We start from the raw sequence: 24,213 nt of genomic DNA, 5'->3' as shown, positions 1-24,213 counted from the left end.
TAAAGAAACCAGCCAGCTATGATTACTAATACTGAGTTAGAAATAAAAGGAAATTTATTTCCAGGAAAAATAATATCCTTCTCCCAGAACGTAGATAAAATCAATTTTACTACAGAAAACGGAGTTATATTACAAGTAACTATTCTTAGAGGAAGTGTTATTCGCTTTAGATATGCCACCGATAATAATTTTGAAAAAGATTTTTCATATGCGATCAGCGAGGATGGCGCGAGAGGATATAGTAAACTTGAGGTGGTAGAAAAAGATAAAGAATATCAAATAATCACTTCGCGGGTAGTAGTCCACATCCATAAATTAGATTTAAAAAACACAATTCGAGATCTAGAAGGAAATATTATTTGCAAAGATGACTGGGGGTTTCACTGGGAACAAAGCTATGAATACGGTGGTAACATTGTAAAAATGAGTAAATCCGCTCCGCAAGGAGAATGTTATTACGGCTTAGGTGATAAACCCATGCACCTTAATCTTAAAGGGAAACGAATAGAGAACTGGGCAACTGACCAATATGCTTTCGGAAAAGACCAGGATCCGTTATATAAAAGTGTTCCTTTTTATATAGGGATGTATGAAGAAAGAGCCTATGGGATTTTCTTCGACAATTCTTTTAAAACATTTTTTGATTTCTGTAATGAACGCCGAAATGTTACAAGTTTTTGGGCTCATGGAGGTGAGATGAATTATTATTTCTTCTATGGACCTAATATGCAGGATGTGATCACAAGATACACCGATCTTACAGGTAAACCAGAATTACCTCCGTTATGGGCACTGGGATATCACCAGTGTAAATGGAGCTATTATCCAGAGAGCAAGGTAAAAGAAATTACCTCAAAATTCAGAGACTTGAAAATACCGTGCGACGCCATTTATCTGGATATCGATTATATGGATGGATTTAGATGTTTTACGTGGAATAAAGAATATTTTCCCGATCCAAAGCGAATGGTAGAAGAGTTGGCAGAGGATGGTTACAAAACCATTGTGATCATAGATCCTGGTATTAAAATAGATGATCAATATTGGGTATATCAGGAAGCAATGGATAAAGATTATTTCTGTAAACGTGCAGATGGTCCTTATATGAGAGGGAAAGTATGGCCTGGAGAATGTTTCTTCCCTGACTTTACCAACCCCGAAGTAAGAGAGTGGTGGGCTGGTTTATTTAAAGAGCTTATTGATGAAATTGGAGTTAAAGGAGTTTGGAATGATATGAACGAACCTGCTGTAATGGAGGTGCCGGGCAAAACATTTCCGGATGATGTTCGCCATAATTATGACGGAAATCCATGCAGCCACAGAAAAGCACATAATATTTATGGTACGCAGATGGCGAGGGCAACTTATGAAGGAATCAAACGATTTGCATATCCAAAACGTCCATTTGTGATCACTCGATCAGCATATTCAGGTGCTCAGCGCTATACTTCATCCTGGACTGGTGATAACGTAGCTACTTGGGAGCATCTTTGGATTGCAAATATACAGGCGCAGCGTATGAGTATGAGTGGTATGTCATTTACAGGAAGTGATATTGGTGGTTTTGCAGAACATCCTACTGGTGAGTTATATGCCCGTTGGATTCAATTAGGTGTGTTCCATCCTTTTTGTCGTACACATTCTTCTGGAGATCACGGAAATCAAGAGCCTTGGACTTTTGGTGAGGAAGTAATTGATGTTACCAGAAAATATGTAGAACTACGTTATCAATTATTACCTTATTTATACACCATGTTTTGGGAGTATGCAGAAGAAGGAATACCTATGCTAAAGTCATTGGTATTATATGATCAATTAGACCTTCAAACGCATTATAGAACAGATGAGTTTATATTTGGGAATCAAATACTTGTATGTCCGGTTCAAGAGCCTAATGCAAAAGGTAGAAGATTGTATATTCCTCGAGGAAACTGGTACAATTACTGGACTCGTGAGTATGTAAAAGGAGGTATGGAGCAATGGGTAGATGCCGACTTGGATACCATTCCGTTATTTATAAAAGAAGGAGCGATTATACCAAAATATCCTATACAACAATATGTAGGAGAGAAAAAAATTGAAGAACTAAAGCTGGAGGTATATTATAAATTAGGAAATAAAGAGATTTCTAAAGTATATGAAGATGCGCAAGATGGTTATGATTATGCCAAAGGTAGGTTTAGCCTAAGAAGTTTTGCCTTTACAGGGAAAGAGAATGAAATTATCATACAACAACATAAAAACGGAACGTATATCACCGAATATGAAAATATGAAAATTGAACTAATTGGATTACCATTTACTGTTAGTGAAATTGAAATAGATAACGTAGTGGTGCCTCTCAAGGATTTACAGTTTAACGCAAAAGAAAACACTGTAGTAGTTCCTAAAAATTTCGCAGAATTGCATATTACGGGGTGATTTTTTAAATAAACTTGGTAATTGTTTAAATCCTCATATGAGTTAAAAATAGAGACTGATTATGTTATTATTTGCTTGATATTTTTGTAATTTTAACACTCAATTGTTGATAACAAATCATTATGAAAACAAAAAATATTATAGTCGCTTTTGGATCTATATTCTTATTCCTTTCCTGTGCGACCAATCCCTTCACTGGTAAACAAACACTGGCTTTGGTGCCAAATTCACAGATTTTACCAATGGCTTTTCAGCAATACAACCAGTTTTTGGGAGAGAATAAGGTGGTTACTGGAACAGCAGAAGCCGAAATGGTGAAGAGTGTAGGACAAAAAATAGCTAGAGCATCAGAAAGATGGTTAAATGCTAACGGATATCCTGGATATCTTAAAGATTATAAATGGGAATACAACTTGGTACAAGACAAAACTGTAAATGCGTGGTGTATGCCTGGCGGAAAAATAGTTTTTTATACAGGTATTATGCCCATAGCACAGAGTGAAACCGGTGTAGCAGCGATTATGGGACACGAAGTGGCTCACGCATTGGCTAATCACGGACAACAACGAATGAGTGCAGCACAACTTCAACAAGTGGCCGGAGTAGCTACCGCAGTAGCTGCTAGTGGACAAAAAGAGGAAACACAACAAATTATTGGAACTGCCTTTGGATTAGGAAGTCAGTTAGGAGTGATGTTGCCTTTTAGTAGAAGTCACGAAACAGAAGCAGATCGTATAGGACTGCAATTAATGGCCATTGCTGGATATAATCCGGATGAGGCAGCAGAACTATGGAAACGTATGAAAGCCAACAGTGGTGGACAAGCTCCTCCAGAGTTTCTGAGTACGCATCCTTCAAATGACACACGTATTGCCAATCTGAATGCCTGGTCTCCTGCTGCAAAAGCAGAAGCTAAGAAATTTGGAGTAACATCTTTTAAATAATTGTAAATTTTAAAATCTTAAAAAGATTATACCTATTTTAGAAGCTGTTCTGGAACAATCCGGAACAGTTTTTTTAATTATAAAATATGCGAGAAACACTTCCTAAAGGTCATAAGAAACTGTTAAATGCCTGGGCCTTTTATGACTGGGCAAACTCTGTTTATAGTTTAACCATTGTATCAGCTGTATTTCCGATTTTTTATGGGGCATTATTTGAAAAAGGAGAAATGGTCGAGGTTTTTGGATTCAATATAAGAAGTGTTCCTTTGATTACAATTGCCACGGCAATTGGTTTTAGTTTTGTAGCTGTTACTTCACCTGTATTATCGGGTATCGCTGACTATATTGGTAATAAAAAGGTGTTCATGAAATTCTTTAATTACATCGGAGCTTTATCCTGCGTAGGATTGTTTTGGTTTAATAAAGAAGCCATTTATTATAGTCTTTTTTGTTATGTTACCGCTTTGGTAGGCTTTTGGGGAAGTATTGTTTTCTACAATTCCTATTTACCCGATATTGCATTTCCAGAACAGCATGATAAAGTAAGTGCCAAAGGTTATTCTTTAGGATATATCGGAAGTGTTATCCTCCTTTTATTAAACTTAGGAATGGTAATGTTTCCTAATGTTTTTGGTTTTGGAGATGGTGGAACAGGTTCTTTAACAGGTATGAGATATTCTTTCATACTTGTAGGTGTGTGGTGGATTGGTTTTAGTCAATACTCATATTATTACCTCCCAAAAGGTTACAGCTCTGGACATAAAGTTACCAAAGATGTCTTTTTTAAAGGATTTAGAGAATTAAAAAGCGTTTGGAAATCTATGTCTCAAACTGTTCATTTAAAAAGATATTTGATTGCCTTTTTTGTATATAGTATGGCAGTACAAACAGTAATGTTGATAGCCACTTATTTTGGAGAAAAAGAAATAAATTGGGGGGGCGATGATAATAAAACTATTGGATTAATTCTGAGTATCCTTATTATTCAAATAGTCGCTGTAGGAGGTGCTATAATCACATCTAGATGTTCCAATAAGTATGGTAATATTCATACCTTAATAGTTCTTAATATTATCTGGGTTTTAATCTGTATTTACGCTTTTTTCATGACTGATCCAATACATTTTTATTTGGCGGCAGGGGTAGTTGGGTTAGTGATGGGAGGAATTCAGGCTTTATCTAGATCTACATATTCTAAATTTTTACCCAAAACAGAAGACACCACTTCCTTTTTTAGTTTTTATGATGTTGCAGAAAAAGTTGGAATTGTAATAGGAATGGGAGTCTATGCAATTGTTGATTTGTATACAGGTAGCATGCGGAGTGCTACATTATTTTTAGTAGTGTTTTTTGCATTAGGCATATTTCTTCTTTTCCGAGTACCTAGAAATCAATAGTGGAAAAATTTTCAAAAGAAACAAATATTCTTTCGTTTGAGGACACTTATGTTTCCATTCTAATCTAATTTTATGATCGTCAAATCAACTACGCTTTTAGCGTAGTTATTTTGATTAGAAATCTTAGATAAAAGGGGCTGTAAAAAGAAATATTGAATTGAATTGTCCGTTATTATGTTATCATTTTTAAAGTTTTTATATCTAAAAATAGATCTTGATCGAAAAAGTATGTTGTTTATCTAATAAGTATAGATAGTTTATGATCTATAATGGATCAAAATGCGTAGATATATTGATTTTTGAATTTAATATTGCAACCAAATTTTACATAAACATAAAAACTCATGAAGAAAATAATTTTAATTCTTACCGTTGTATTGCTAGCTTCTTGTTCTGCAAGTCAGAAAACGATCATTGCTGCTAAGAAAACATTAAAAGGAGAGTGGTCTTTGGATAAAATATCCTATGATCGATCTGGTGTTTTTGAGGTTACCTTGTATAATGATGCTTCTGCAGAATGTCTTACGGGAGGTATCTGGAAATTTATTCCGAACAATAATACAGGAATGTATACGGTAAATGAAAATCAATGTACTTCTACAGGAGCACGAAATTTCAGGTTTACTATACCTGAGCCTTCAGAGAATGGTGAATATAGTTTTCTGTTCAAACCAATTGACGAAAAAAAGAGAAGTACTAATGATAATAAAGGTTATAGGATGACTTTAAAACATTTAGATGAAACAACGATGACTTGGACACAAACCGTAAGTCTGGAGGGAAAGCCTTTTGTCATTACAATGAATTTTAATAAACTACAATAACTCAAATCTTTACACAATGATTAAATCAATTTTAAAAAATATAGGAATTGCTTGTATCACACTTGCTATGTTAAATAGTTGTGATGCTGTACAAAATGCAAATAATACTCAAAAAGGAGCTGTAATTGGTACTACAACAGGCGCTGTTCTCGGTGGAGTAATCGGGAACAATGTTGGGAATAAAGAAAATTCAGTATTAGGAGCTGTAATTGGAGGTGTTGTTGGTGGAGTTGCTGGTGGTATTATCGGTAAACAGATGGATAAGCAAGCACAAAAAATCGAGGAGGAAATTCCCGGAGCAGAAGTGACAAGAATTGGAGAAGGAATTGACATCGTTTTTGATGAAAACAGTGGAGTCTATTTCGAGACCAATAAATATAACATCAATACCAAATCAAGAGAGAATTTAAATAAGTTAGTCAATGTTTTTAAGGAATATCCTGATACCAATATTATTGTAGAAGGACATACTGATAGTTCTGGAGATGACGCCTATAATATGGAATTGTCTAAGAAAAGAGCAAATTCTGTAACCAGCTTTCTAATTTCTCAGGGAATAGATAAGGATCGTCTTACTACCTATTATCACGGAGAAACAATGCCAAAATATGATAATTCTACAGCAGAAGGAAGGGCTAAGAATCGAAGAGTAGAATTTGGTGTCGTTGCTAATGAACAGATGATAGAAGATGCAAAACAAAAAGTAGATTAAATAAAGGTAATTATAACTAAATAAAAGCCTCAATGAAACCGCAGTTTCATTGAGGCTTTTTGTTTTTGGTTGTATCCATACCCTGAAAACAGTGATCCTATTTTCACTATATATGATATAGTTTATAGGGTGTGAGATCAGGATATTTGTAGTGTTAAATCTAAATAACCTCTTTAAAACCAAAGTCTTGAGAATATTATCATTAGTAATTTTGTGTGTGTTTTTCTGTAGTTGTGGTGCTTCTGATCAATTAACCAGAGCCGCAGAAAGTTCAATTAACGGAGTTTGGATTTTAAAAGAGGTTAATTTTGATACCGAAAGTAAAGGAACTTATACCGTAACGATCCTGGACAACATTCCTCTCAGGTGCATTGAAAATACCAACTGGGAGTTTATTTCTAATAATAATACCGGTAGCTACGCACTATCGGGATCTGCATGTAATAAAACGGGGATCTACAATTTTATTTGGTCTGTTCCTAAAGAAATGTATGGGTTTAATCATAGTATTCTACTAAAACCGGTAAATGCTAAAATGAAAAGCGAAATCAATAATAAAGGATACCGCATGCAGCTCTTTGAACTTGCAGAGAACAGAATGACCTGGGGCTATGATATGATAGTGAATGGAAAAAAATTCACAATCAAACTAAATTTTGACAAACAATAATCTTCAAATAATTAAAACCAAAACACTTATAACACAAATGAAATCACACAATATCAAAAACTCAAAAAGACCGTTGTATTTAGCAATACTATTGATTACAGTTGTGAGCTGTAAAACGATGAAAAATGCAGAAATCGGAGGCTTTATCGGTGCCGCTGGTGGAGCGGTAATCGGTGGAGTTATAGGAGAGAGCTTAAGTGAAGAAGCCGAGATTGGAGCTGTCATTGGCGGAATTGTTGGTGCTACTGTTGGTAGCATTATAGGAGATCGCATGGATCAACAGGCTAAAAAAATTGAAGAAGAGATGCCGAGCGTTGCTGTAGAAAGAGTAGAAGAAGAGATTAATATTGTATTTGATGAAGAAAGTGGTGTGTATTTCAAAAGTAACAAGCACGACTTAAACGAGTCATCCAAGGAGACTATTAAGAAATTGGCTCTGATTTTAAAAGAATACCCTAATTCTAATGTTCTTATAGAAGGGCATACGGATAACGTAGGTAAAGAAGAATCAAATTTTGTGTTGTCAAAATATAGAGCGCAATCCGTACGAGATTATTTGATTTTGCAAGGAGTTGAAGAGCAAAGATTTACTGTAAAGTACTATGGTGAATCACAACCCAAATATAGCAATGATACCCCAGAAGGGAAATCAAAAAACAGAAGAGTAGAAGTTACTATTTCACCAAATGAAGAATTAAGAAGACAGGCAGTTGCTCAAATAAAAGAGTAAAGTATTGTAATTGAGAATGATAAGCCCCGACTTAGTAATCGGGGTTTTTTTATGCTCAAAATTTACGTATCTTCAATCAATGCATAGTCATTCACACATACTAATTATTGGCGGGGGCTTGGCCGGTCTTACGAGTGCTATTCACTTAGCTAAGTCGCAAATACCGGTTATACTCTTAGAAAAAGATGTATATCCAAAACACAAAGTTTGTGGAGAATATATTTCGAATGAGGTGCTACCTTATCTGGATTTTTTAGGAATAGAATTAGATCAATTTAATCCGGTACGTATTTCAGAACTAAATATCAGTACTGTAAAAGGTAAAATGGTCAAAAGTAAACTTCCTTTAGGTGGTTTTGGTATAAGCAGATTTACATTAGACAGTTATTTATGGAATATGGCCAAATCGCTTGGAGTACAGATGCTTAACGATCAAGTGTTGGATGTAACATATAATCACAAAATATTTCAAGTGACAACCGCTAACCAGGATGTCTTAACAAGTGATTATGTAATAGGAGCTTATGGCAAACGTTCAGGCTTGGATAAAAATTTGAAACGTGATTTTAGTCAAAAAAAGTCTCCTTGGTTAGCTGTAAAGGCGCATTATAAAGCCAGTTTTGATCCTAAAACGGTAGCATTACATAATTTTGATGGTGGGTATTGCGGATTGTCTATGGTAGAAAATAATTTGGTGAATGCTTGTTATTTGGTGAATTATCAAAGTTTTAAGCGATATAAGGACATTACAGGCTTTGAGAATCAAGTACTGCATAAAAACCCTTATTTAAAAGAGTTTTTTGAAAATTCAGAATCTATGTTTAAAAAACCAATTACTATTAGCCAAATTAACTTTAATAAGAAAAAACCCGTCGAGAATCACATTTTCATGATAGGAGATGCCGCGGGGCTTATTCATCCTCTTTGTGGTAACGGAATGGCAATGGCAATTCAAAGTTCGCAAATGTTATGCGATCTATTAGTAAAAAATTACAGTTCAAAACAATATACAACTATAGAAATTCAAAAATTATATAGTCGACATTGGAATTCAGCATTCTCAAAACGATTGTATACAGGTAGAATGTTGCAAAAAATATTACTAGATCGAGGATTTCAACAAATAGCGCACAGTATTGCTCGGGCGCTACCATCGATAGTGCCTCAAATTATAAAACAAACACACGGGAAGCCATTAGTATGTTAGTAAATCTTTCACATAGAAGTAATGAGGCTGAGCTTATGGATGATCCAAAAGTCAACAGAGAGGACCTTGCTGTAGCATTGGCTGATATTTCTACAGTAAATAAATGGTTAGGTGGTAATAATATAACCATTAGTGCTGTTATGGACCGAATAAAGAATGATAGTGCAAAAGAATGGATCATCACTGATCTTGGTTGTGGAGATGGCGAAATGTTAAGACAACTAGCAGATGTACTAAAAAAAAATAAAATAAAAGCTAGGCTTATAGGTGTTGATAATAATGACAAATGCATAGATCAAGCGATAAAATTAAGTGATGAGACCCGCAACATTGAATTTTATAAAAAAGACATTTTAACATTAACAAAAGATGATTTTTACTGTGACATCATTATTTGCACGTTAACATTACATCATTTTAACGATGAAGAGATAAAAAAAGTACTCAAAAAAAGTATAGAATTGGTTTCTGATACAATCATTATCAATGATATCCATCGAAATAAATTGTCATATTATTTGTTTAAATTATTTAGTTTCTTTTTTATCAAAGGATATATCGCAAAAAATGACGGATTAATATCCATTAAAAGAGGGTTTAAGAGAAAAGAGTTATTGGAATTTGCTAAAGATTTACAGTTAAAAAACTACGACTTAAGATGGAAATGGGCCTTCAGGTATCGTTGGATTATCAATAGTTAAATAATAAAGGGAAATACATTGAGTGTTAAAATAATAACGGTCGCAAAACAGTTACCAGAATATGTAAGAGAAACAAAAGAAATTCTTCCTTTTGTTTCGCAATGGCTATCCGGGCAGGAGGATCGCTTTAGGAGAAAGGTTCTTAAGATTTTCGAAAATGCTGCTGTAGATAAGCGCTATGGAATTATGAGTATTGAAGAAGTATTTACAGCAACTTCTTTTCAAGAGAAAAATGATATACATATTCGCGAAGTTAAAAAATTAGGAAACTCCGTAATAAAGAAAGCATTAGATCAAGCAGGTTGGGATCCAAAATCCTTAGATTATATCATTACCGTAAGTTGCACTGGTATTATGATTCCATCATTGGATGCTTATATTATTAATTCATTAGAGCTTAGACAAGATATTGTAAGATTACCTGTTACAGAAATGGGGTGTGCAGCAGGAGTTTCGGGTATGATTTATGCAAAAAGTTTTCTTCAGGCCAATCCGGGTAAAAGAGCTGCTGTCATTGCTATAGAATCTCCAACAACTACATTTCAGCATAATGATTTTAGTATGGTCAATATCGTTAGTGCAGCAATTTTTGGCGACGGTGCAGCTTGTGCCTTGCTTTCGTCAGAAGAAGACGCGGTTGGACCTGCAATTATCGGAGATGCGATGTATCATTTTTATGATGCTACTGCTATGATGGGATTTAAACTTACAAATACCGGTTTACAAATGGTATTGGATAAAGAAGTACCCGATAAAATTGCTAAACATTTTCCAGATATTATTCATCCTTTCCTTAAAAAGCACGGGACATCTATAGAAGAAATAGATCATCTTATATTTCATCCCGGTGGAAAGAAGATCGTGCAGACTGTAGAAGGACTTTTTGGAGATCTCGGTAAGAATATTGATGACACAAAAACGGTATTACGTGAGTATGGGAACATGAGTAGTGCCACCGTTTTATATGTTTTAGAACGTTTTATGGATAAAAAGCTAAGCAAAGGTGAAACAGGACTAATGCTCAGTTTTGGTCCCGGTTTTTCTGCTCAAAGAATATTACTGGAATGGTGATTATATTAATTAAAAATCAACAAAAATGAAAAATGTATGGGGTTATATCGTTTTGACTATTGTTTCTATTTCGTCTTGTTCCAATAACGAGAATTCTGATGTAGGAACAAATAATCCAACCACAGAAACTACTGCAGTAGTTTCTAATGTTTCGGTTACAGGAGAAGAGAATAACTACACTTTTAGTGTAGAAATAAAAAGCCCGGATCAGGGTTGTAATCAATATGCAGATTGGTGGGAAGTCATTTCTGAAGAAGGAATGTTGCTATATCGAAGAATTTTGGCACATAGCCACGTAAACGAACAACCTTTTACCAGATCGGGAGGACCCATAAACATTACTAAAGATCAGATAGTATACATAAGAGCCCATATGAACAATAAAGGATATGGCAACATAGTATTTAAGGGAAGTGTATCTACTGGATTTAGTCAGGAAACAATAGAAATTACTTTTGCAAATGAATTAGAAACGGCAGAGCCTTTGCCAAACGGATGTGCCTTTTAAAAAAATAGATTTTGACAAAAGAACAAATTATAGATAAATTACCTTATCAAGAACCATTTCTATTTGTAGATGAAATTGTAGAAGTTGATGAAAATTTTATTAAAGGCTACTATACACTAAAAACGGATGAGTATTTTTATAAAGGTCATTTTAAACATCAACCGATCACTCCTGGAGTAATTCTAACAGAGATTATGGCTCAAATTGGTTTGGTATGCCTTGGAATTTTTCTTTTTAAAGATAAATTAGTTGATAATCAATTGGCAGGAGTAGCTATGAGCAGTGCCGAAATTGATTATTATAGATCAGTATTACCAAGAGAAAAAGTAATTGTTATATCTGAAAAAGAATATTTTAGATTTAATAAACTAAAGTGTAATGTAAGTATGTACAATGAAGAAAATAAATTAGTTGCAAAGGGTTTCATTGCAGGAATGATTACAAATCTTGATTAAATGAGCATAGGATATTCATTGGTGAAATTAGCGATAAAAATTAAAGGTGAAAAGAAATCCTGGTCAACAGATCCTATTGATTATCTTAAAAAACGCAAAGAAAATATTGATAGCCCTAGCAGTAAGATTTTATTGGGTAACTCTTTTCGCACTAGAAATATTTTGGATAATAAGGTTACAGAAATTATTCCTTCAAATCCATCAAATGAGTTTTTACTATTCTATTGTCACGGGGGAGCATTTATTTACGGGCCAACAAAAAATAACTGGAAATCCATAGCACGAATTGTAAAACACACGAACACTCGTGCCTGGATGATTGATTATCCAAAAGCACCTGAAAATAAAATTGAGACAATCACTAAGAATATTTGTGAGGCATACCACAAGGCATTAGACGAATATGACGCTTCTAAAATCATTTTTATAGGAGATTCTGTGGGGGGTAATTTGCTAACTTCTTTAACTCAGGGATTAATTCAGGATGGAAAAGAATTACCAAATCGTCTAATATTAGTGACCCCAATGGTAGATGCAAGTCTTTCTAATCCTAAAATAGGAGAGATTGATCCTATTGATCCTATTTTAAGTTATAAAGGAGTGCATTCTGCAAAAAAGATGTGTGCCGGAGATTTTTCTTTGAAGGATCCAATTATCTCACCGTTATATGGCTCATTTAAAGATTTTCCTCCTATTCATATTTTTATGGCTACCAATGATATTTTGATGCCTGATCAGGAATTGTTTATAGAAAAAGTTAAAAAAGATGGTGGGCAGATTGATGTAATTGTTGGAGAAGGTATGCCACATATCTGGCCATTTTTACCATTTTTTAAAGAAGCTGCAACAGCAATGAAGAATATTATTTCCATTATCAATACCACGGTTAGAAATGAAAAGTAGGAGAGTTGTTATTACTGGTTTAGGAGTAGTTGCTCCAAATGGAACGAACGTTTTAGATTTTAATCATCATATTAAAAAGGGGATTTCCGGAATTCGATATATTGAAGAATTAAATAAACTTAATTTCTCCTGTAAAATCGCTGGTAATCCAATATATAATAAAGATTACTTAAATAATTACTTTAACTCAATACAATTAAAAGGTTTACAAGCTACAGGTTTAGAATATGGAGTGATTGCGGGTTTGGATGCTTGGCAAGATGCTGGATTATCAATTCGTAATAAAACAGAAGATCCTCTTTGGGAAGCAGGAGTTATTTTTGGAACAGGTATACTTGGTGTTGATAAATTTAGAGAAGCCATTTACAAGGTGGATGATGGCAATGTTAGAAGATTAGGTAGCACCACAGTTATCCAAACTATGGCTAGTGGTATTAGTGCATTTTTAGGGGGAATAATTGGATGCGGAAATATAACAACAACGAATTCCTCGGCTTGTAGTACCGGAACAGAGGCTATTTTTATGGCATATGATCATATTGCGGCCAATAAAGCCGAAATCATCTTAGCAGGAAGCACTAGTGATAGTGGTCCTTATGTTTGGGGTGGTTTTGATGCGATGAGGATTCTACCACATAAATACAATGATAATCCAACAGCAGCATCGAGACCGATGAGCGCAACAGCCAGTGGTTTTGTGCCAGGAAGCGGGGCAGGAGCTCTGGTTATAGAAAGTCTGGAAAATGCTCAAAAACGAGGGGCAACGATTTATGCGGAAATATTAGGTGGACACGTGAATAGTGGTGGACAACGTAATGGAGGAAGCATGACTGCGCCTAACAGTACAGCGGTCCAAAGATGTATTGAGCAAGCGGTCATAAATGCTGGTATAAGCTCTAATGAAGTTGATACTATTAATGGTCATCTTACCGCAACAACAAAAGATGTGGTTGAAATTAGAAACTGGTGTGAAGCCTTAGGAAGAAACGGAAACGATTTTCCTTATATTAATTCATTAAAGAGTCTGGTTGGACATTGTCTTGCAGCTTCAGGCAGTATAGAAAGCGTAGCGAGTGTTTTACAGCTTAAAGAAGGTTTTGTGTTTGGAAATATTAATTGTGAAGATTTACATCCTGAAATTGAGAAATTGGTGCATAGGGACCGGATTCCGATTAAAACCATTACAAAACCAATTAATGTTGCTGCAAAGGCTAGCTTTGGTTTTGGTGATGTAAATGCATGTATTATCTTTAAAAAATATTCAGAATTATAAGTCAATGAAAAAAGAAGTATTACTAGAGAAGCTACAAACGATTATAGAACCATATGTCCAAAATCAAGCAGGACTGCAGCAGCTTTCTGAAGACACAAATTTTATTGATGATTTAGAAATAAACTCCGCAAATTTAGTAGATGTCATTCTAGACGTCGAGGATGAATTCGGTATTGAAATTGATAATGATGGTATGGATAAAATGCTCACCGTTAGAGCCTCGATAGAAGTGATACAAGAAAAATTAGCAGCTAAAAGTAGATGATTGGTAATGACATAGTAGATCTTAAATTGGCCGCAATACAAAGCAATTGGCGTAGAAGAGGTTGGCTGGATAAGATTTTTGAACAGTCTGAACAAGATAGAATTAAGAAAGTACAAGATCCCGAATTGATGGTTTGGCAATTATGGAGTATGAAAGAAGCTGCCTATAAAGCTCACCAGCGACGTTATTCTTTATCCCGAAAGTATAATCCAAAAGATTTTGTCTGTACGGACACCTGCGTTTATATACAAGATACCGCATATCAGACTGTTTCAGAACGAACGGATAACTTTGTGTATACCATTGCTTATAGCATTGCAGATAACACAAATTTTATATCAAAAGTGTACAATCAAAGAGACAACCAGTATAAAACAATACTTCAGCATTATATAGCGGATATCAAAGGAATACATCCCTATGCAGTAAAACTTGAAAAAAATGAAAATGGCATTCCAGGTATAAAAATCTTTGATGAGTCAACAGACATTATTTTTTCATTGACGAGTCATGGTTCATTTTCGGCTTTTGCAATTGATTTATAAAAAAATATTGTCTTTTATTAAGCACCACTAATATGCTTCATAGACTTCATCTTATCAACTACCTCTTTTTTAAGCCTGGTACTTAAGGGTACTATAAAATCCTTTATAAAAATTTGATTATCAAATATTTTATCAATCTTATGTAATGCCACCAAAAATGATTTATGGCTTTTGATAAAATCGTTTTCGGGTAATGAATTTTGCATATTTTTTAATGTACCGTGAGTAATAAGTGTTTCTTGGGTAGTTACAATTTTTATATAGTTTTGTTGCGCTTCGACAAATAGAATTTTGTTCAATGCTATTTTTTTTATTTCTCTGTCTTGTTTGATAAATAAATATTGGCACGTTTCTTTATTACTAATAAGATTAAAGGTTTTGTCAACCGCTTGTTTAAAGCGCTCAAACGAAATAGGCTTAACCAAATAATCAATAACATTAAAATCATAACTTTCCAAAGCATATTCAGAGTAGGCTGTTGTCATAATGGTTGGAGGGACCTTTTTTTGTGTTTTTAACCATTCAATTCCTGTCATTAATGGCATTTGAATATCTAAAAACAAAACATCAACATGCTTTTCTTGTAGTAATATCTCAGCTTGGCGTACATTTTTACATATTCCTATTACTTCTAAAAATTCCACATCCTTGCAATACTCGTTAAGAGCTTCCCTAGCCAAGGGTTCATCATCCACAATAAGACATTTAAGCACCATTATCTATAAATTTATTTCTAAAAACACCTTATGAACATTGTCCTGAGTAGAGATTCGTAGATCATATTGACTTTCATACAAAAGAGCTAATCTTCGTTTTACATTTTGCAATCCAATACCACTTAAGTTTGTGTTAGAATTATTGAAGGAATCAAAGGTGTTTTCTATCGTACATTGTAGTTTATTGTTAGTCTCAAATAATTTGATATTGATTTGATTTTTTGAAGGATCATCATCATTACTTACGTGTTTAAAAGCATTTTCAATAAAAGGAATGAGTAACAGGGGAGCGATCAATTGATCTTCGTTGATATTAGAAATATGATATTCTAGTATAATATCATCTCCTTTCCTAAGTTTTTCAATTTCAATATACTTCGAAATGTAATCCAGCTCTTTTTTTAATGCTATTTTTTGGGAATTACTTTCGTATAATTGATATCGAAGTAAATCTGAGAACCTGAGCAGTGTATTTTTTGCAAGGACAGAATTTTTATCAATAAGATGATAAATACTATTAATTCCATTGAATAGAAAATGTGGATTTAGCTGTGCTTTTAGATATTTTAGTTCACTTCGATGTCTTTCTTTCTGTAATTCTTGTTTCTTTTTCTCGGATTCAAAATACTCTAAAGGAAATCGAAATAAAAAACCTAAAAACATATAAAAGACATTAAAAATAAAATCCGGAAATAACCATATCATCGTAAATTCAAAAAATGTATAACGCTCTTCTATGATATTATTAGCTTCGGTAAAATAATAATCTAAATACCCTTCCAATCCACTAATCAAAAAGAAAAAAAGCAAGGTTGTGGTAAAAAAATTAAAAAATTTATTTTTTACAAAATAATATGGAACAGCAATGAAATATTGCCAATAGAATAGTAACATGTTACTTATAATTCCATAACCAAAAGCTACATACAGCAGATTGTTTTCTGTAGAAAAACCATTCCAGGTTAGATTATCAAATCCTAAAAAGGCAAGGCTCCAATGAGCACCCCAAAAAATGAAATGAAAAATAAAAATCCAACGTCTAAATATTTTCTTTTGCATTAATTCTTCAAATTGAAATTATAGGATATGAGATAGCTAATTATCTAGTTGTTTGCAGGTATTCTACAAAATGTGCAATATACTGTTTAATAAATATATGTTTATATAATCTTATTTTATTAAAGAAAGCATCTTAAAACATAAACCATCAATGGATTGTTTTTTTGGATGAAAAGCAGAAATATTGGTAAGCATAATCACTGCTTTCTGGGATTTCTTATCAATAACAAGACAAGAAGTATACCCTCCGGTTCCGCCGTTATGAAATAAAATGGTTTGATCTTTTTTAGCAATGATATGCCAGCCTAATCCCATAGAAACCTGTTTATTAATTGTATGGGTTTCTTTCTGTGTCAAATTATAAATAGCATCATTACTCATTTGTTTTCTTACAAATTTCTCTAAGTCAATAATATTTGATTTTATTGCTCCTGCACCTGCCAATACATCAAAGTTCCAGTTAGAAGTTTCCTGCCCTTCAGGATCACGACCCATTACAAGACTACTTGACGGTATTTGATTAATATCTGTTGTAGAACTATTCATATTCAACGGTTTGAATATATTTTCTTGCAATAACGTTTCAAAACTTTGATTGGTTTTCAGTGTTAACAAATGACCCAAAAGTCCTGCTCCAAGATTAGAATAGGCACTTTGTTCTCCTGGTTTTGATTCAGTTTTAAAATCTGTTTTTAAGTATTCATATAATTTATCCGAATCATAATTGCGGTATGGGTCATTTTGATTCATTGTAAGTAAGGGAATTAAATTCTGAGGAATTCTTGGTAAACCTGATGTATGATTGGCGAGCATTTTAACGGTAATATTATTTTGATCCTCGCTTGGATTATCTAGTTTGAAAGGAAGCAAGTTCACAACAGGTTCATCTATAGACAAGGTTTCTTCTACAACTAATTTGGATAACAAAGTCGATGTAAATACTTTGGAGATAGAGCCGATCTCGAAAACAGCGTTTTGGTTCTTTTTAATTTGTAAGGAGTCATCATTTTTAAGGAAACCAATAAATTCACTTTTCTCCTGATTAATCAAAGCAACAGAAACTTCGGTTTGATTTGGGAAAACAAATAATTGTTCTTTCAAAAGTTTAGTGATCTCCTTATTTTTAATTTCATTTTTAATACTTTTTTGTGCGTTTACGATATCCGAATAATATTGTGTTACAATGAAGATTCCAAAGAGTACGAGTTTATATTTTATATAAGCCATAATAATGTATTTTGTTTCTCCGAAAGTATTCAATGTTTGATTTGAATACGCACTTTTTTGACAACCGTTACTATTTTTTTGATAAGCGCTTAAAAGTGTATTACTTTTTTAGGTTATTTAATAGAAAAGGTGTAATCCCCCAATAAAATACCGTATTTATACCCTTAAGAGGTTTCTGAATCTTTTGTAGTTTTATTCATGGGAAAACGAAGACATAAAAACTACTCAAAATGATCACTCAATTAAAGACAAAAGGGGAAGAAGTACAAGAAGAGAAAATCGAAATTACACGTTTAAAAGAAATAAATCTGGTAAATCTTGGGCTTTATCATAGCTCTGAAAGACTGTCCAAAGCGTATAGCTTGAAGTTATAAGTAGCGTAAGATGCAAAATCTTTAGTTCAGAATTGGAAAATCGAAAGTAATATTCAACTTGTTTTTATCTCGTTCATCAAAGATATTTACCTCAAAATCACTTGTGTAGATTGTGGTTTTGCCCAGAAGATTTTTGGTGATGTCTAAAGTGAAATTGATAATGATTTCTTGGGTAACTCCTTTGATCGTTAAATCCCCAATCACTTTATAAACATTATTGCCAAAATGAACTACTTCTTTACTTTCGAAAGCTATTTTAGGATATTTCTTTTTGTAAAAAAACTTTTCCCACATTAAATGTCCGTCTCTCAAAAAATTATCAGTATCAATCGTATTGACCAGGGCAGTACCTTTAAAATATGCGTTGTCCGGGTCTTCTGGATTAAAGGATATTTTGAAATCTAAACCTCCAATAGTACCTTTTGTTTCCTCAGAAACGAAGTCGAAGGATATTTTAGCATTCTTTTTATCAAACTCTAACTTAATAAAATCGTTTATTAGTGCATCTTCATGACCTATATATCCGTCTGATCCACTAATCATTTTGTCGGCTGGAGGTGTAAATTGACCATACCCAAGCGGGATCAGTAATACTAAAAATAGAATTAAATTAATCCAGGTTTTCATAATAAAGCTCATTTTTTAAAGATACAAAGGATCAATAATTGTTCCAACATGAAACAGAAATAGATATTGGTAAATTAAATGAAAATCAAGTAAATAATTATAATTTGATGTTAACGTTTCTTCAAAATTCTCAAAAAACATCTAAATTAGAATTGAAATTGATTGTTAGTCAGGTACATAAACCATAAATATTTAGATATGGAAAATCAAACAAAAGAGAAATCCTGGTCAAAAAGAAAGTTTGCAGATTTCCAAACAAAGTATCGTAGATCTTCTAATTTTGGATATGGTTCTAACAGAGATAAATTTGCTATCGCAGGTGATGGTGAGCTTTCTGTTTCAGCCAAAAACAGTGTAGAAGATCAAAATTCTTATAGCTAAAAGTTACTGTTTCGTTTTTTGTATGGAAACTTTTAGATATATAAGAATTCCAATAGAAATTATTGCACAAATCAAAAAACCCAAAAATAGGGGTAGTGCAGTATCTTCAACAAATCTTCCTATATAGGTACTGATAGGAACCGCCATTATTGTGCTTATAAATCCCGTTATGGCAGCTGCGATTCCTGCAATATGACCAACTGGTTTCATAGCCAATGCTCTTAAATTTCCGAATAAAAATCCAATTGAAAAGAATTGCATTCCAAAGAAAATTAAAAGAATCGTCACATTAGGATTCGTTCCGTTATAAAATAAAATTATATATAACAACGAAACACCAAAGAACCCATAGAGCGAAATTGATACTAGTTTCTTCATTCCGTATTTTAGAACCAACGTACCATTCAAAAAAGTTGCAGTACCGATAGAGATGGCTAACAAAGCAAAAATATATGGAAACTCATCTTTGAGCTGATATTGTTGCTCAAAAATCTGTTGAGAACTGCTAAGATATACTAAAAAGGAACCTACAATAAAACCAGAGATAAGAGTATACCCAATAGTAGCTTTGTGTTTCATTAATTCCTTTATACCATCCACAAAAATATGAGAGGAAAACGGTATGCGTTTTGATACGTCTAAGGTTTCCTTCTGACGTTTCCAAAACCAAATGGAGACCAAGGCACTAAACACCAATTGAATATAAAAAATGGCTTGCCAGTTATAATGATCCAATACTGATTTACCTAATGCCGGAGCAATAATCGGAACCAGTATAAAAACTACCGTAATAAAGGACATAATACGCGCCATATAATCACCGCTATAAACATCCCTGATCATAGCAATCGCTATAGTTCTTGGTGCAGAAAGCCCAATTCCTTGTAGTATTCTACCGGCAATCATCATCGTAAGACTATTCGCATTAATACACATAAAACTAGCAATAATGAAGAGTGCAAAACCCATATACACTACTGGTTTTCGTCCGATACTATCCGATATTGGTCCAAAAATAAGAGGACCGATTCCAAGACCTAAAAAGATCATCGTAATTAATAATTGATTATCCGCTAATTCGGTCGTACCAATATTAATTCCTATAATGTCTAATGCAGGTAACAAAGCGTCAATTGCCAATGCCACAATAGACATTAATGATGCCATCAGGACTATAAATTCTAATTGTGCATATTTCTTTTTGAGCATCCGGCAAAAGTAGCTCATTTAAGAATATAGTCTGATATTGATCATCGCTATTTAACCTTTATTTAGTAGCAACATATTTTTTGGTATTAAAATTAGATGGAATCTATTTCATCATCGCTAATTTCATCGTCTTTTGAAAATTATATTGACTTATTTTTCTATTAAAATCTTTCGATTGATGATTTCTTTTCCATTGGTAATCTTTGCGATGTATAATCCAATGGGTAAATGTCCTAAACTGATTAAACCAATTCCATTTTCTATTTGCTCAGAATGTACCGCTTGACCCGCACTATTAAAGATATCGATCTTAGCTACTTTTGAACCATCGATATTAATATGAAGTACATCTGAGAGTGGAACAGGATAAAGGCTCATATGAGTATTTTTAATTTCACCGGTTCTTAATCTAAAATCTTCAACCGTATCAAACCTCCATTGCTGATTTTGATTGGTGCTACTAGAGGTCCATAGATACACATTTTGATCAATAGCGCCACCATGGTTACCATCTAGCGAATAATTGGTTCCTCGTTTTTGTAATCGATAATGCCCCGATCCGGCATCAATTTTTTGCCATTGCTGACCATAATCTGAAGCATCACAAGGTTGAAGTGTTACATCTTGTCCGTTAGCTCCTCCGGATCCACCATCTAAGCATACATTGGTATTGTATTTTTGGTATGAATAATAACCTCCTCCGTGATCAATTTCTGTCCAAGTCAAATTATTGTGTTGCACATAGGTATATAGCTCAACGCTTCTGCCTGGAACCGCTCCGCTACCACCATCAATAGCAAAACCGGTAGCATTTCTTTTTACTAAGTGGAAATTATTTCCACCATTGGTTTCAGCTTGCCCATATACTTGTACTTCAGCCAGAGATAAAATACCAGTTCCTTGTATCTGTACTTTGATTATCTGTCCGATTGTTCCTTCAGCATTTACAGTGATTGACGGGTTAGGAGCAGCGGTAAAAGATTTAGAAAATGTAATAGTTCCTTCAGAATCTATAACGGAAACCGTAAAATTTGATAATCTATTTATACAACAACCATCAGTTCTATTAAAAATAACAATTTCATCAATACTATAACTTGACTTCAAATCTACTTGCCACCAAGGGTTTATTTCATTTTCAGTATGAGTTACAGATCCTCCAGACCATTTTCCATTGGTATTATTGTCTATGGCTCTTGTAGCAGCGCCTCCATGTGTTTGATTTGTAGATGATTGTGTAGCTATACCCGTTAAAGCGAGATTATCTGATCCACCATTATCATTATTAATAGAAATTGTAATACTATTAAGATTAAAGGAATTAGAAACTCCACTAGCTAAAACTTTCATGCTTTGTACTCCTTTGGATAATGTGATTCCTGTTTTAACGGTAAGATCATTCCATATTTGTGTTCCTCCAGTAGAAGGTAGAGTAACTTCACCTGTTTTATCACTACCTCCAAATTCGAATCTGATTTTACCACTAGCATTGATTGCTGCATAGTTTATAGATATATCATAAGTAGTTGTCTCTGGGACATAAACTGTATATGTCAACCACTCACCTGTGGCTATCCAACCTATATTATAACCACCTCCGGTACGATTCTGGATGTCAACATTTTCGTCAGTACGATATTGATTTCCGGAATTGCCGTTAGAAACATCTTTATAGGTTCTTCCATCTCCAATTACAGGAGAGTAATCATAGTTTTCTGCTTCAATCATCATTGGTAAAACATTCATATTATAATTAGGTAATCCATTGGTAAATCCACTGATTGGATCTCCATAACAACCAGATGGTCTCCTATATGTTAGACCTCCCCAACCTAAAGCATCGTTGGTCCAGCCTGCTTGTTCGTATCCATCTATTTCTATTGATTTGTCTCGGGCTCGTAATGTCCATTTCGCTTCATCTTCCGATTTAAATCCTCTACCAATATAATGTCCTACCGACATCTCCCAATTAGGACGATTTTTTGTAAAACCTCCAATACCGTCTGGACTTATAGATTTACTATACCATCTTTCAGTTCTATCAAAACCTTGAAGAAAAGTACTTGGCTCCCAGGGAGAGGTTTGATCAGGATATGAAGCTACATATGATACATTATAACGTAATGAATATTCTAATCCCAATAGTAGTCGATCATCTTCATGGCTGTATAAATCATCACCTTGATTCCAAGCCATTTCTGCCATAGAGTTTAATAATCCTAAACCAAACATCACGTGTGCCTGATCTCTAGAAGATTCTTGACATTGTCCGTTTTCATAGATATAGTTGGTTAATACTTCATTATACCCATAATCTGGGATAGAGTTTCCTTGTGAACTATTATAGGTGTCTGCGTGTTCTCCTGAAGCAATAAGATTTGTGTGCGTTCTTGGACCTGATGGATAGGGTAAGTCATCAGAACGGTGTGGTTGCCCTTTTATATATCTAAGTGCACGATCATACATGATTTCGTTATCCAAAAAGATTCCCATCGCCATGACCGTACGCCAACCTGACAATCCCTGATTACCGTGACGTCCGGAATCTCCTTGATAGGAACTCCAATAAAATGTACTATTAGACCTGATATTAGGAGGAACGGTTATGTTAGAATATCCAGGATAAACTAACATATCTTTAAATTTCTGCATATCAGATGCTGACCAACCAGAGTAGGTACTTTTTATAATCTCTGCAGCCTCAATCATGATATGAGCAATACCACCACTTAGTGCTTCTGTTCCGTTACTAGTCACGGATTTTAAATTAGACCAAGCTTTAAAAATTTCTATGGCTTTCTCAGCATGTCTGGCATCTTCACTAATATACCATCTAAGGGCATTATAATACGCGGCGCGGATGTCACTATTCCAGGCATTATAATTTGTTCTTGGAGCATCTCTTGCCAATACTATAAAACTTTCATCACCCTGAACATTATAATTATAACTGGATTTAGAATCATCAACCATATTTTGATACGAAGTATACCAAGGATCTATTCTTGCTTCTACCATATATTTCATTCTGTCAAGATCTGATTTTTTATGAGATATGCCGGGATGTACCATCTGAGCATCTATAAAATGTATAGCTGTAAAGTAAAAAAAGAAATATGAAATAACTTTTTTAATAGGATAAGAGTAGTTCATTATTAATGAGTTAAGTGGTTATAGTTGATATTGTTTATTAAATTATAAATTGGTTGACCAATTTTTAAATATATGGAGTCACCAAACCTAAGTAGGTTCTTTTTTAGAATTCGTAAGTAATTTTTTAGAATACGAAGGCGATGAAGATTTCTGAATTCTAATATTAACCCAAAATAGTGGTCTACAATGGAATCATAAAACTAAAATTCGTAAATTACAAAAGAAGATTATTGATCATAAGTTGTAAAACAAAATATTAGAAAGATGAGGGTTTTAGTTTTTACATTACTAATAGGAGGAATGTTAATTGGCTGTAACAGTACGAAAAAAACAGTAGAGCCTACTCCAAAAAGTGAAGCTTTGGAAGCAATGATTGCCAAGAAAGCATTTAAGATAGAATCAGATTGGATGTATCCATTAGCAACAACTAGTATGAATGTGATTGCTAATAGTGGATTGCTTCCACCGGGCAGTACTGTTAATGGTATAAGTCTTATTGGAAATCCAAACTATATAAAATTTTATGGAGATAGTATTGCTATGGATTTACCATTCTATGGTGAACGGCAACTACCCGGACAGTATACCCGAAATGAAGGAGGTATTATTTTTAGTGGTATTCCGGATCAATATGAGGTTACAAAAGATGAAAAAAAACAACAGCATATGATCAAGTTTACCGTGAAGAACAACCGAGAATCATATCGCGTAACAATTACCTTATTTCCAAACTGGAGTAGTGATATTAATGTCAATAGTACACATCGTACTTCTATTAGATATCGAGGAACTGTATCCGCTTTAGAATCAGATAAGGTTTTGATTAGTAATAAATTATGAA

Annotated in this window: 25 protein-coding genes; 19 read left to right on the top strand and 6 right to left on the bottom strand. The window is 33.8% G+C overall.

The window, feature by feature from the left end:
* Positions 1-18: 18 nt before the first annotated feature.
* From ACE94K_RS15535 to ACE94K_RS15460, 16 genes are all read left to right on the top strand, one after another.
* On the top strand, positions 19-2,421 hold the full coding sequence (locus ACE94K_RS15535; protein ID WP_378174216.1) for a glycoside hydrolase family 31 protein: 2,403 nt from the start codon (positions 19-21) through the stop codon (positions 2,419-2,421).
* 122 nt (positions 2,422-2,543) lie between these two features.
* Positions 2,544-3,365, top strand: a complete 822-nt coding sequence (locus ACE94K_RS15530; RefSeq protein WP_378174213.1) for a M48 family metallopeptidase — start codon at positions 2,544-2,546, stop codon at positions 3,363-3,365.
* A gap of 86 nt (positions 3,366-3,451) precedes the next feature.
* On the top strand, positions 3,452-4,762 hold the full coding sequence (locus ACE94K_RS15525) for an MFS transporter (protein WP_378174210.1): 1,311 nt from the start codon (positions 3,452-3,454) through the stop codon (positions 4,760-4,762).
* Between the two features lie 344 nt (positions 4,763-5,106).
* On the top strand, positions 5,107-5,586 hold the full coding sequence (locus tag ACE94K_RS15520) for a lipocalin family protein (RefSeq protein ID WP_378174207.1): 480 nt from the start codon (positions 5,107-5,109) through the stop codon (positions 5,584-5,586).
* Between the two features lie 16 nt (positions 5,587-5,602).
* On the top strand, positions 5,603-6,298 hold the full coding sequence (locus ACE94K_RS15515) for an OmpA family protein (protein WP_378174201.1): 696 nt from the start codon (positions 5,603-5,605) through the stop codon (positions 6,296-6,298).
* A gap of 187 nt (positions 6,299-6,485) precedes the next feature.
* A complete protein-coding gene (locus tag ACE94K_RS15510) occupies positions 6,486-6,968 on the top strand; it encodes a lipocalin (RefSeq protein WP_378174198.1) in 483 nt (160 codons plus the stop codon).
* 37 nt (positions 6,969-7,005) lie between these two features.
* Entirely contained in the window at positions 7,006-7,698 is a 693-nt protein-coding gene (locus ACE94K_RS15505; protein ID WP_378174194.1) for an OmpA family protein, read from the top strand.
* A 79-nt stretch (positions 7,699-7,777) separates the two neighbouring features.
* The gene (locus tag ACE94K_RS15500) at positions 7,778-8,905 is read left to right on the top strand and encodes an NAD(P)/FAD-dependent oxidoreductase (protein WP_378174191.1); all 1,128 of its coding nucleotides are present in this window, start codon (positions 7,778-7,780) and stop codon (positions 8,903-8,905) included.
* Positions 8,899-9,606, top strand: a complete 708-nt coding sequence (locus tag ACE94K_RS15495) for a methyltransferase domain-containing protein (protein ID WP_378174188.1) — start codon at positions 8,899-8,901, stop codon at positions 9,604-9,606. Before ACE94K_RS15500 ends, ACE94K_RS15495 begins: the two co-directional genes overlap by 7 nt.
* An 18-nt stretch (positions 9,607-9,624) precedes the next feature.
* The gene (locus tag ACE94K_RS15490) at positions 9,625-10,677 is read left to right on the top strand and encodes a type III polyketide synthase (RefSeq protein ID WP_378174185.1); all 1,053 of its coding nucleotides are present in this window, start codon (positions 9,625-9,627) and stop codon (positions 10,675-10,677) included.
* Between the two features lie 25 nt (positions 10,678-10,702).
* A complete protein-coding gene (locus tag ACE94K_RS15485) occupies positions 10,703-11,185 on the top strand; it encodes a hypothetical protein (RefSeq protein ID WP_378174183.1) in 483 nt (160 codons plus the stop codon).
* Between the two features lie 11 nt (positions 11,186-11,196).
* Entirely contained in the window at positions 11,197-11,640 is a 444-nt protein-coding gene (locus ACE94K_RS15480) for a 3-hydroxyacyl-ACP dehydratase FabZ family protein (RefSeq protein ID WP_378174180.1), read from the top strand.
* Positions 11,641-12,543, top strand: coding sequence for an alpha/beta hydrolase fold domain-containing protein (locus tag ACE94K_RS15475; protein ID WP_378174177.1), 903 nt, complete (start codon positions 11,641-11,643; stop codon positions 12,541-12,543).
* A complete protein-coding gene (locus ACE94K_RS15470; RefSeq protein ID WP_378174174.1) occupies positions 12,533-13,816 on the top strand; it encodes a beta-ketoacyl-[acyl-carrier-protein] synthase family protein in 1,284 nt (427 codons plus the stop codon). The genes ACE94K_RS15475 and ACE94K_RS15470 overlap by 11 nt, the downstream gene beginning before the upstream one ends.
* Before the next feature lie 4 nt (positions 13,817-13,820).
* Positions 13,821-14,081 (top strand): acyl carrier protein, encoded by a 261-nt coding sequence (locus tag ACE94K_RS15465; RefSeq protein ID WP_378174171.1) that lies wholly within the window; start codon positions 13,821-13,823, stop codon positions 14,079-14,081.
* The gene (locus ACE94K_RS15460; RefSeq protein WP_378174168.1) at positions 14,078-14,626 is read left to right on the top strand and encodes a 4'-phosphopantetheinyl transferase superfamily protein; all 549 of its coding nucleotides are present in this window, start codon (positions 14,078-14,080) and stop codon (positions 14,624-14,626) included. The genes ACE94K_RS15465 and ACE94K_RS15460 overlap by 4 nt, the downstream gene beginning before the upstream one ends.
* Positions 14,627-14,643: 17 nt before the next feature.
* Here ACE94K_RS15460 and ACE94K_RS15455 read toward each other — a convergent pair whose 3' ends face one another.
* From ACE94K_RS15455 to ACE94K_RS15445, 3 genes are all read right to left on the bottom strand, one after another.
* A complete protein-coding gene (locus ACE94K_RS15455) occupies positions 14,644-15,321 on the bottom strand; it encodes a LytR/AlgR family response regulator transcription factor (RefSeq protein ID WP_378174165.1) in 678 nt (225 codons plus the stop codon).
* A gap of 24 nt (positions 15,322-15,345) precedes the next feature.
* Positions 15,346-16,401 (bottom strand): sensor histidine kinase, encoded by a 1,056-nt coding sequence (locus ACE94K_RS15450; RefSeq protein WP_378174162.1) that lies wholly within the window; start codon positions 16,399-16,401, stop codon positions 15,346-15,348.
* 111 nt (positions 16,402-16,512) lie between these two features.
* A complete protein-coding gene (locus ACE94K_RS15445; protein WP_378174160.1) occupies positions 16,513-17,628 on the bottom strand; it encodes a serine hydrolase domain-containing protein in 1,116 nt (371 codons plus the stop codon).
* 230 nt (positions 17,629-17,858) lie between these two features.
* Here ACE94K_RS15445 and ACE94K_RS15440 point away from each other — a divergent pair, with 230 nt between their 5' ends.
* Positions 17,859-18,002, top strand: coding sequence for a hypothetical protein (locus ACE94K_RS15440; RefSeq protein ID WP_378174158.1), 144 nt, complete (start codon positions 17,859-17,861; stop codon positions 18,000-18,002).
* Between the two features lie 21 nt (positions 18,003-18,023).
* On the opposite strand, the gene ACE94K_RS15435 is transcribed toward ACE94K_RS15440, so the two are convergent.
* The gene (locus ACE94K_RS15435; protein WP_378174155.1) at positions 18,024-18,629 is read right to left on the bottom strand and encodes a YceI family protein; all 606 of its coding nucleotides are present in this window, start codon (positions 18,627-18,629) and stop codon (positions 18,024-18,026) included.
* A 198-nt stretch (positions 18,630-18,827) separates the two neighbouring features.
* On the opposite strand from ACE94K_RS15435, the gene ACE94K_RS15430 reads away from it, so the two are divergent.
* The gene (locus tag ACE94K_RS15430; protein ID WP_378174153.1) at positions 18,828-19,010 is read left to right on the top strand and encodes a hypothetical protein; all 183 of its coding nucleotides are present in this window, start codon (positions 18,828-18,830) and stop codon (positions 19,008-19,010) included.
* 3 nt (positions 19,011-19,013) lie between these two features.
* On the opposite strand, the gene ACE94K_RS15425 is transcribed toward ACE94K_RS15430, so the two are convergent.
* Both ACE94K_RS15425 and ACE94K_RS15420 read right to left on the bottom strand, forming a co-directional pair.
* Positions 19,014-20,219 carry a multidrug effflux MFS transporter gene (locus ACE94K_RS15425; protein ID WP_378174150.1) on the bottom strand — a complete coding sequence of 402 codons (1,206 nt, stop codon included), beginning with the start codon at positions 20,217-20,219 and terminating at the stop codon, positions 19,014-19,016.
* 150 nt (positions 20,220-20,369) lie between these two features.
* A complete protein-coding gene (locus ACE94K_RS15420; RefSeq protein WP_378174147.1) occupies positions 20,370-23,372 on the bottom strand; it encodes a carbohydrate-binding protein in 3,003 nt (1,000 codons plus the stop codon).
* 264 nt (positions 23,373-23,636) lie between these two features.
* On the opposite strand from ACE94K_RS15420, the gene ACE94K_RS15415 reads away from it, so the two are divergent.
* Positions 23,637-24,212 carry a DUF4251 domain-containing protein gene (locus ACE94K_RS15415; protein WP_378174144.1) on the top strand — a complete coding sequence of 192 codons (576 nt, stop codon included), beginning with the start codon at positions 23,637-23,639 and terminating at the stop codon, positions 24,210-24,212.
* Position 24,213: the final 1 nt, after the last annotated feature.

It is taken from the genome of Aquimarina besae, from assembly GCF_042434905.1.
GTDB lineage: Bacteria > Bacteroidota > Bacteroidia > Flavobacteriales > Flavobacteriaceae > Aquimarina.
Note: the sequence above shows the minus strand (reverse complement) of the source record. Positions and strands in the feature narration are given on the sequence as shown.

What these genes read in the sequence shown, in the direction of transcription:
- ACE94K_RS15535 (WP_378174216.1), top strand. Translation starts at nt 19, where the DNA reads ATGATTACTAATACTGAGTTAGAAATAAAAGGAAATTTATTTCCAGGA.
- ACE94K_RS15530 (WP_378174213.1), top strand. Translation starts at nt 2,544, where the DNA reads ATGAAAACAAAAAATATTATAGTCGCTTTTGGATCTATATTCTTATTC.
- ACE94K_RS15525 (WP_378174210.1), top strand. Translation starts at nt 3,452, where the DNA reads ATGCGAGAAACACTTCCTAAAGGTCATAAGAAACTGTTAAATGCCTGG.
- ACE94K_RS15520 (WP_378174207.1), top strand. Translation starts at nt 5,107, where the DNA reads ATGAAGAAAATAATTTTAATTCTTACCGTTGTATTGCTAGCTTCTTGT.
- ACE94K_RS15515 (WP_378174201.1), top strand. Translation starts at nt 5,603, where the DNA reads ATGATTAAATCAATTTTAAAAAATATAGGAATTGCTTGTATCACACTT.
- ACE94K_RS15505 (WP_378174194.1), top strand. Translation starts at nt 7,006, where the DNA reads ATGAAATCACACAATATCAAAAACTCAAAAAGACCGTTGTATTTAGCA.
- ACE94K_RS15500 (WP_378174191.1), top strand. Translation starts at nt 7,778, where the DNA reads ATGCATAGTCATTCACACATACTAATTATTGGCGGGGGCTTGGCCGGT.
- ACE94K_RS15495 (WP_378174188.1), top strand. Translation starts at nt 8,899, where the DNA reads ATGTTAGTAAATCTTTCACATAGAAGTAATGAGGCTGAGCTTATGGAT.
- ACE94K_RS15485 (WP_378174183.1), top strand. Translation starts at nt 10,703, where the DNA reads ATGAAAAATGTATGGGGTTATATCGTTTTGACTATTGTTTCTATTTCG.
- ACE94K_RS15475 (WP_378174177.1), top strand. Translation starts at nt 11,641, where the DNA reads ATGAGCATAGGATATTCATTGGTGAAATTAGCGATAAAAATTAAAGGT.
- ACE94K_RS15470 (WP_378174174.1), top strand. Translation starts at nt 12,533, where the DNA reads ATGAAAAGTAGGAGAGTTGTTATTACTGGTTTAGGAGTAGTTGCTCCA.
- ACE94K_RS15465 (WP_378174171.1), top strand. Translation starts at nt 13,821, where the DNA reads ATGAAAAAAGAAGTATTACTAGAGAAGCTACAAACGATTATAGAACCA.
- ACE94K_RS15460 (WP_378174168.1), top strand. Translation starts at nt 14,078, where the DNA reads ATGATTGGTAATGACATAGTAGATCTTAAATTGGCCGCAATACAAAGC.
- ACE94K_RS15450 (WP_378174162.1), bottom strand. Translation starts at nt 16,401, where the DNA reads ATGCAAAAGAAAATATTTAGACGTTGGATTTTTATTTTTCATTTCATT.
- ACE94K_RS15445 (WP_378174160.1), bottom strand. Translation starts at nt 17,628, where the DNA reads ATGGCTTATATAAAATATAAACTCGTACTCTTTGGAATCTTCATTGTA.
- ACE94K_RS15440 (WP_378174158.1), top strand. Translation starts at nt 17,859, where the DNA reads ATGATCACTCAATTAAAGACAAAAGGGGAAGAAGTACAAGAAGAGAAA.
- ACE94K_RS15435 (WP_378174155.1), bottom strand. Translation starts at nt 18,629, where the DNA reads ATGAAAACCTGGATTAATTTAATTCTATTTTTAGTATTACTGATCCCG.
- ACE94K_RS15430 (WP_378174153.1), top strand. Translation starts at nt 18,828, where the DNA reads ATGGAAAATCAAACAAAAGAGAAATCCTGGTCAAAAAGAAAGTTTGCA.
- ACE94K_RS15425 (WP_378174150.1), bottom strand. Translation starts at nt 20,219, where the DNA reads ATGCTCAAAAAGAAATATGCACAATTAGAATTTATAGTCCTGATGGCA.
- ACE94K_RS15420 (WP_378174147.1), bottom strand. Translation starts at nt 23,372, where the DNA reads ATGAACTACTCTTATCCTATTAAAAAAGTTATTTCATATTTCTTTTTT.
- ACE94K_RS15415 (WP_378174144.1), top strand. Translation starts at nt 23,637, where the DNA reads ATGAGGGTTTTAGTTTTTACATTACTAATAGGAGGAATGTTAATTGGC.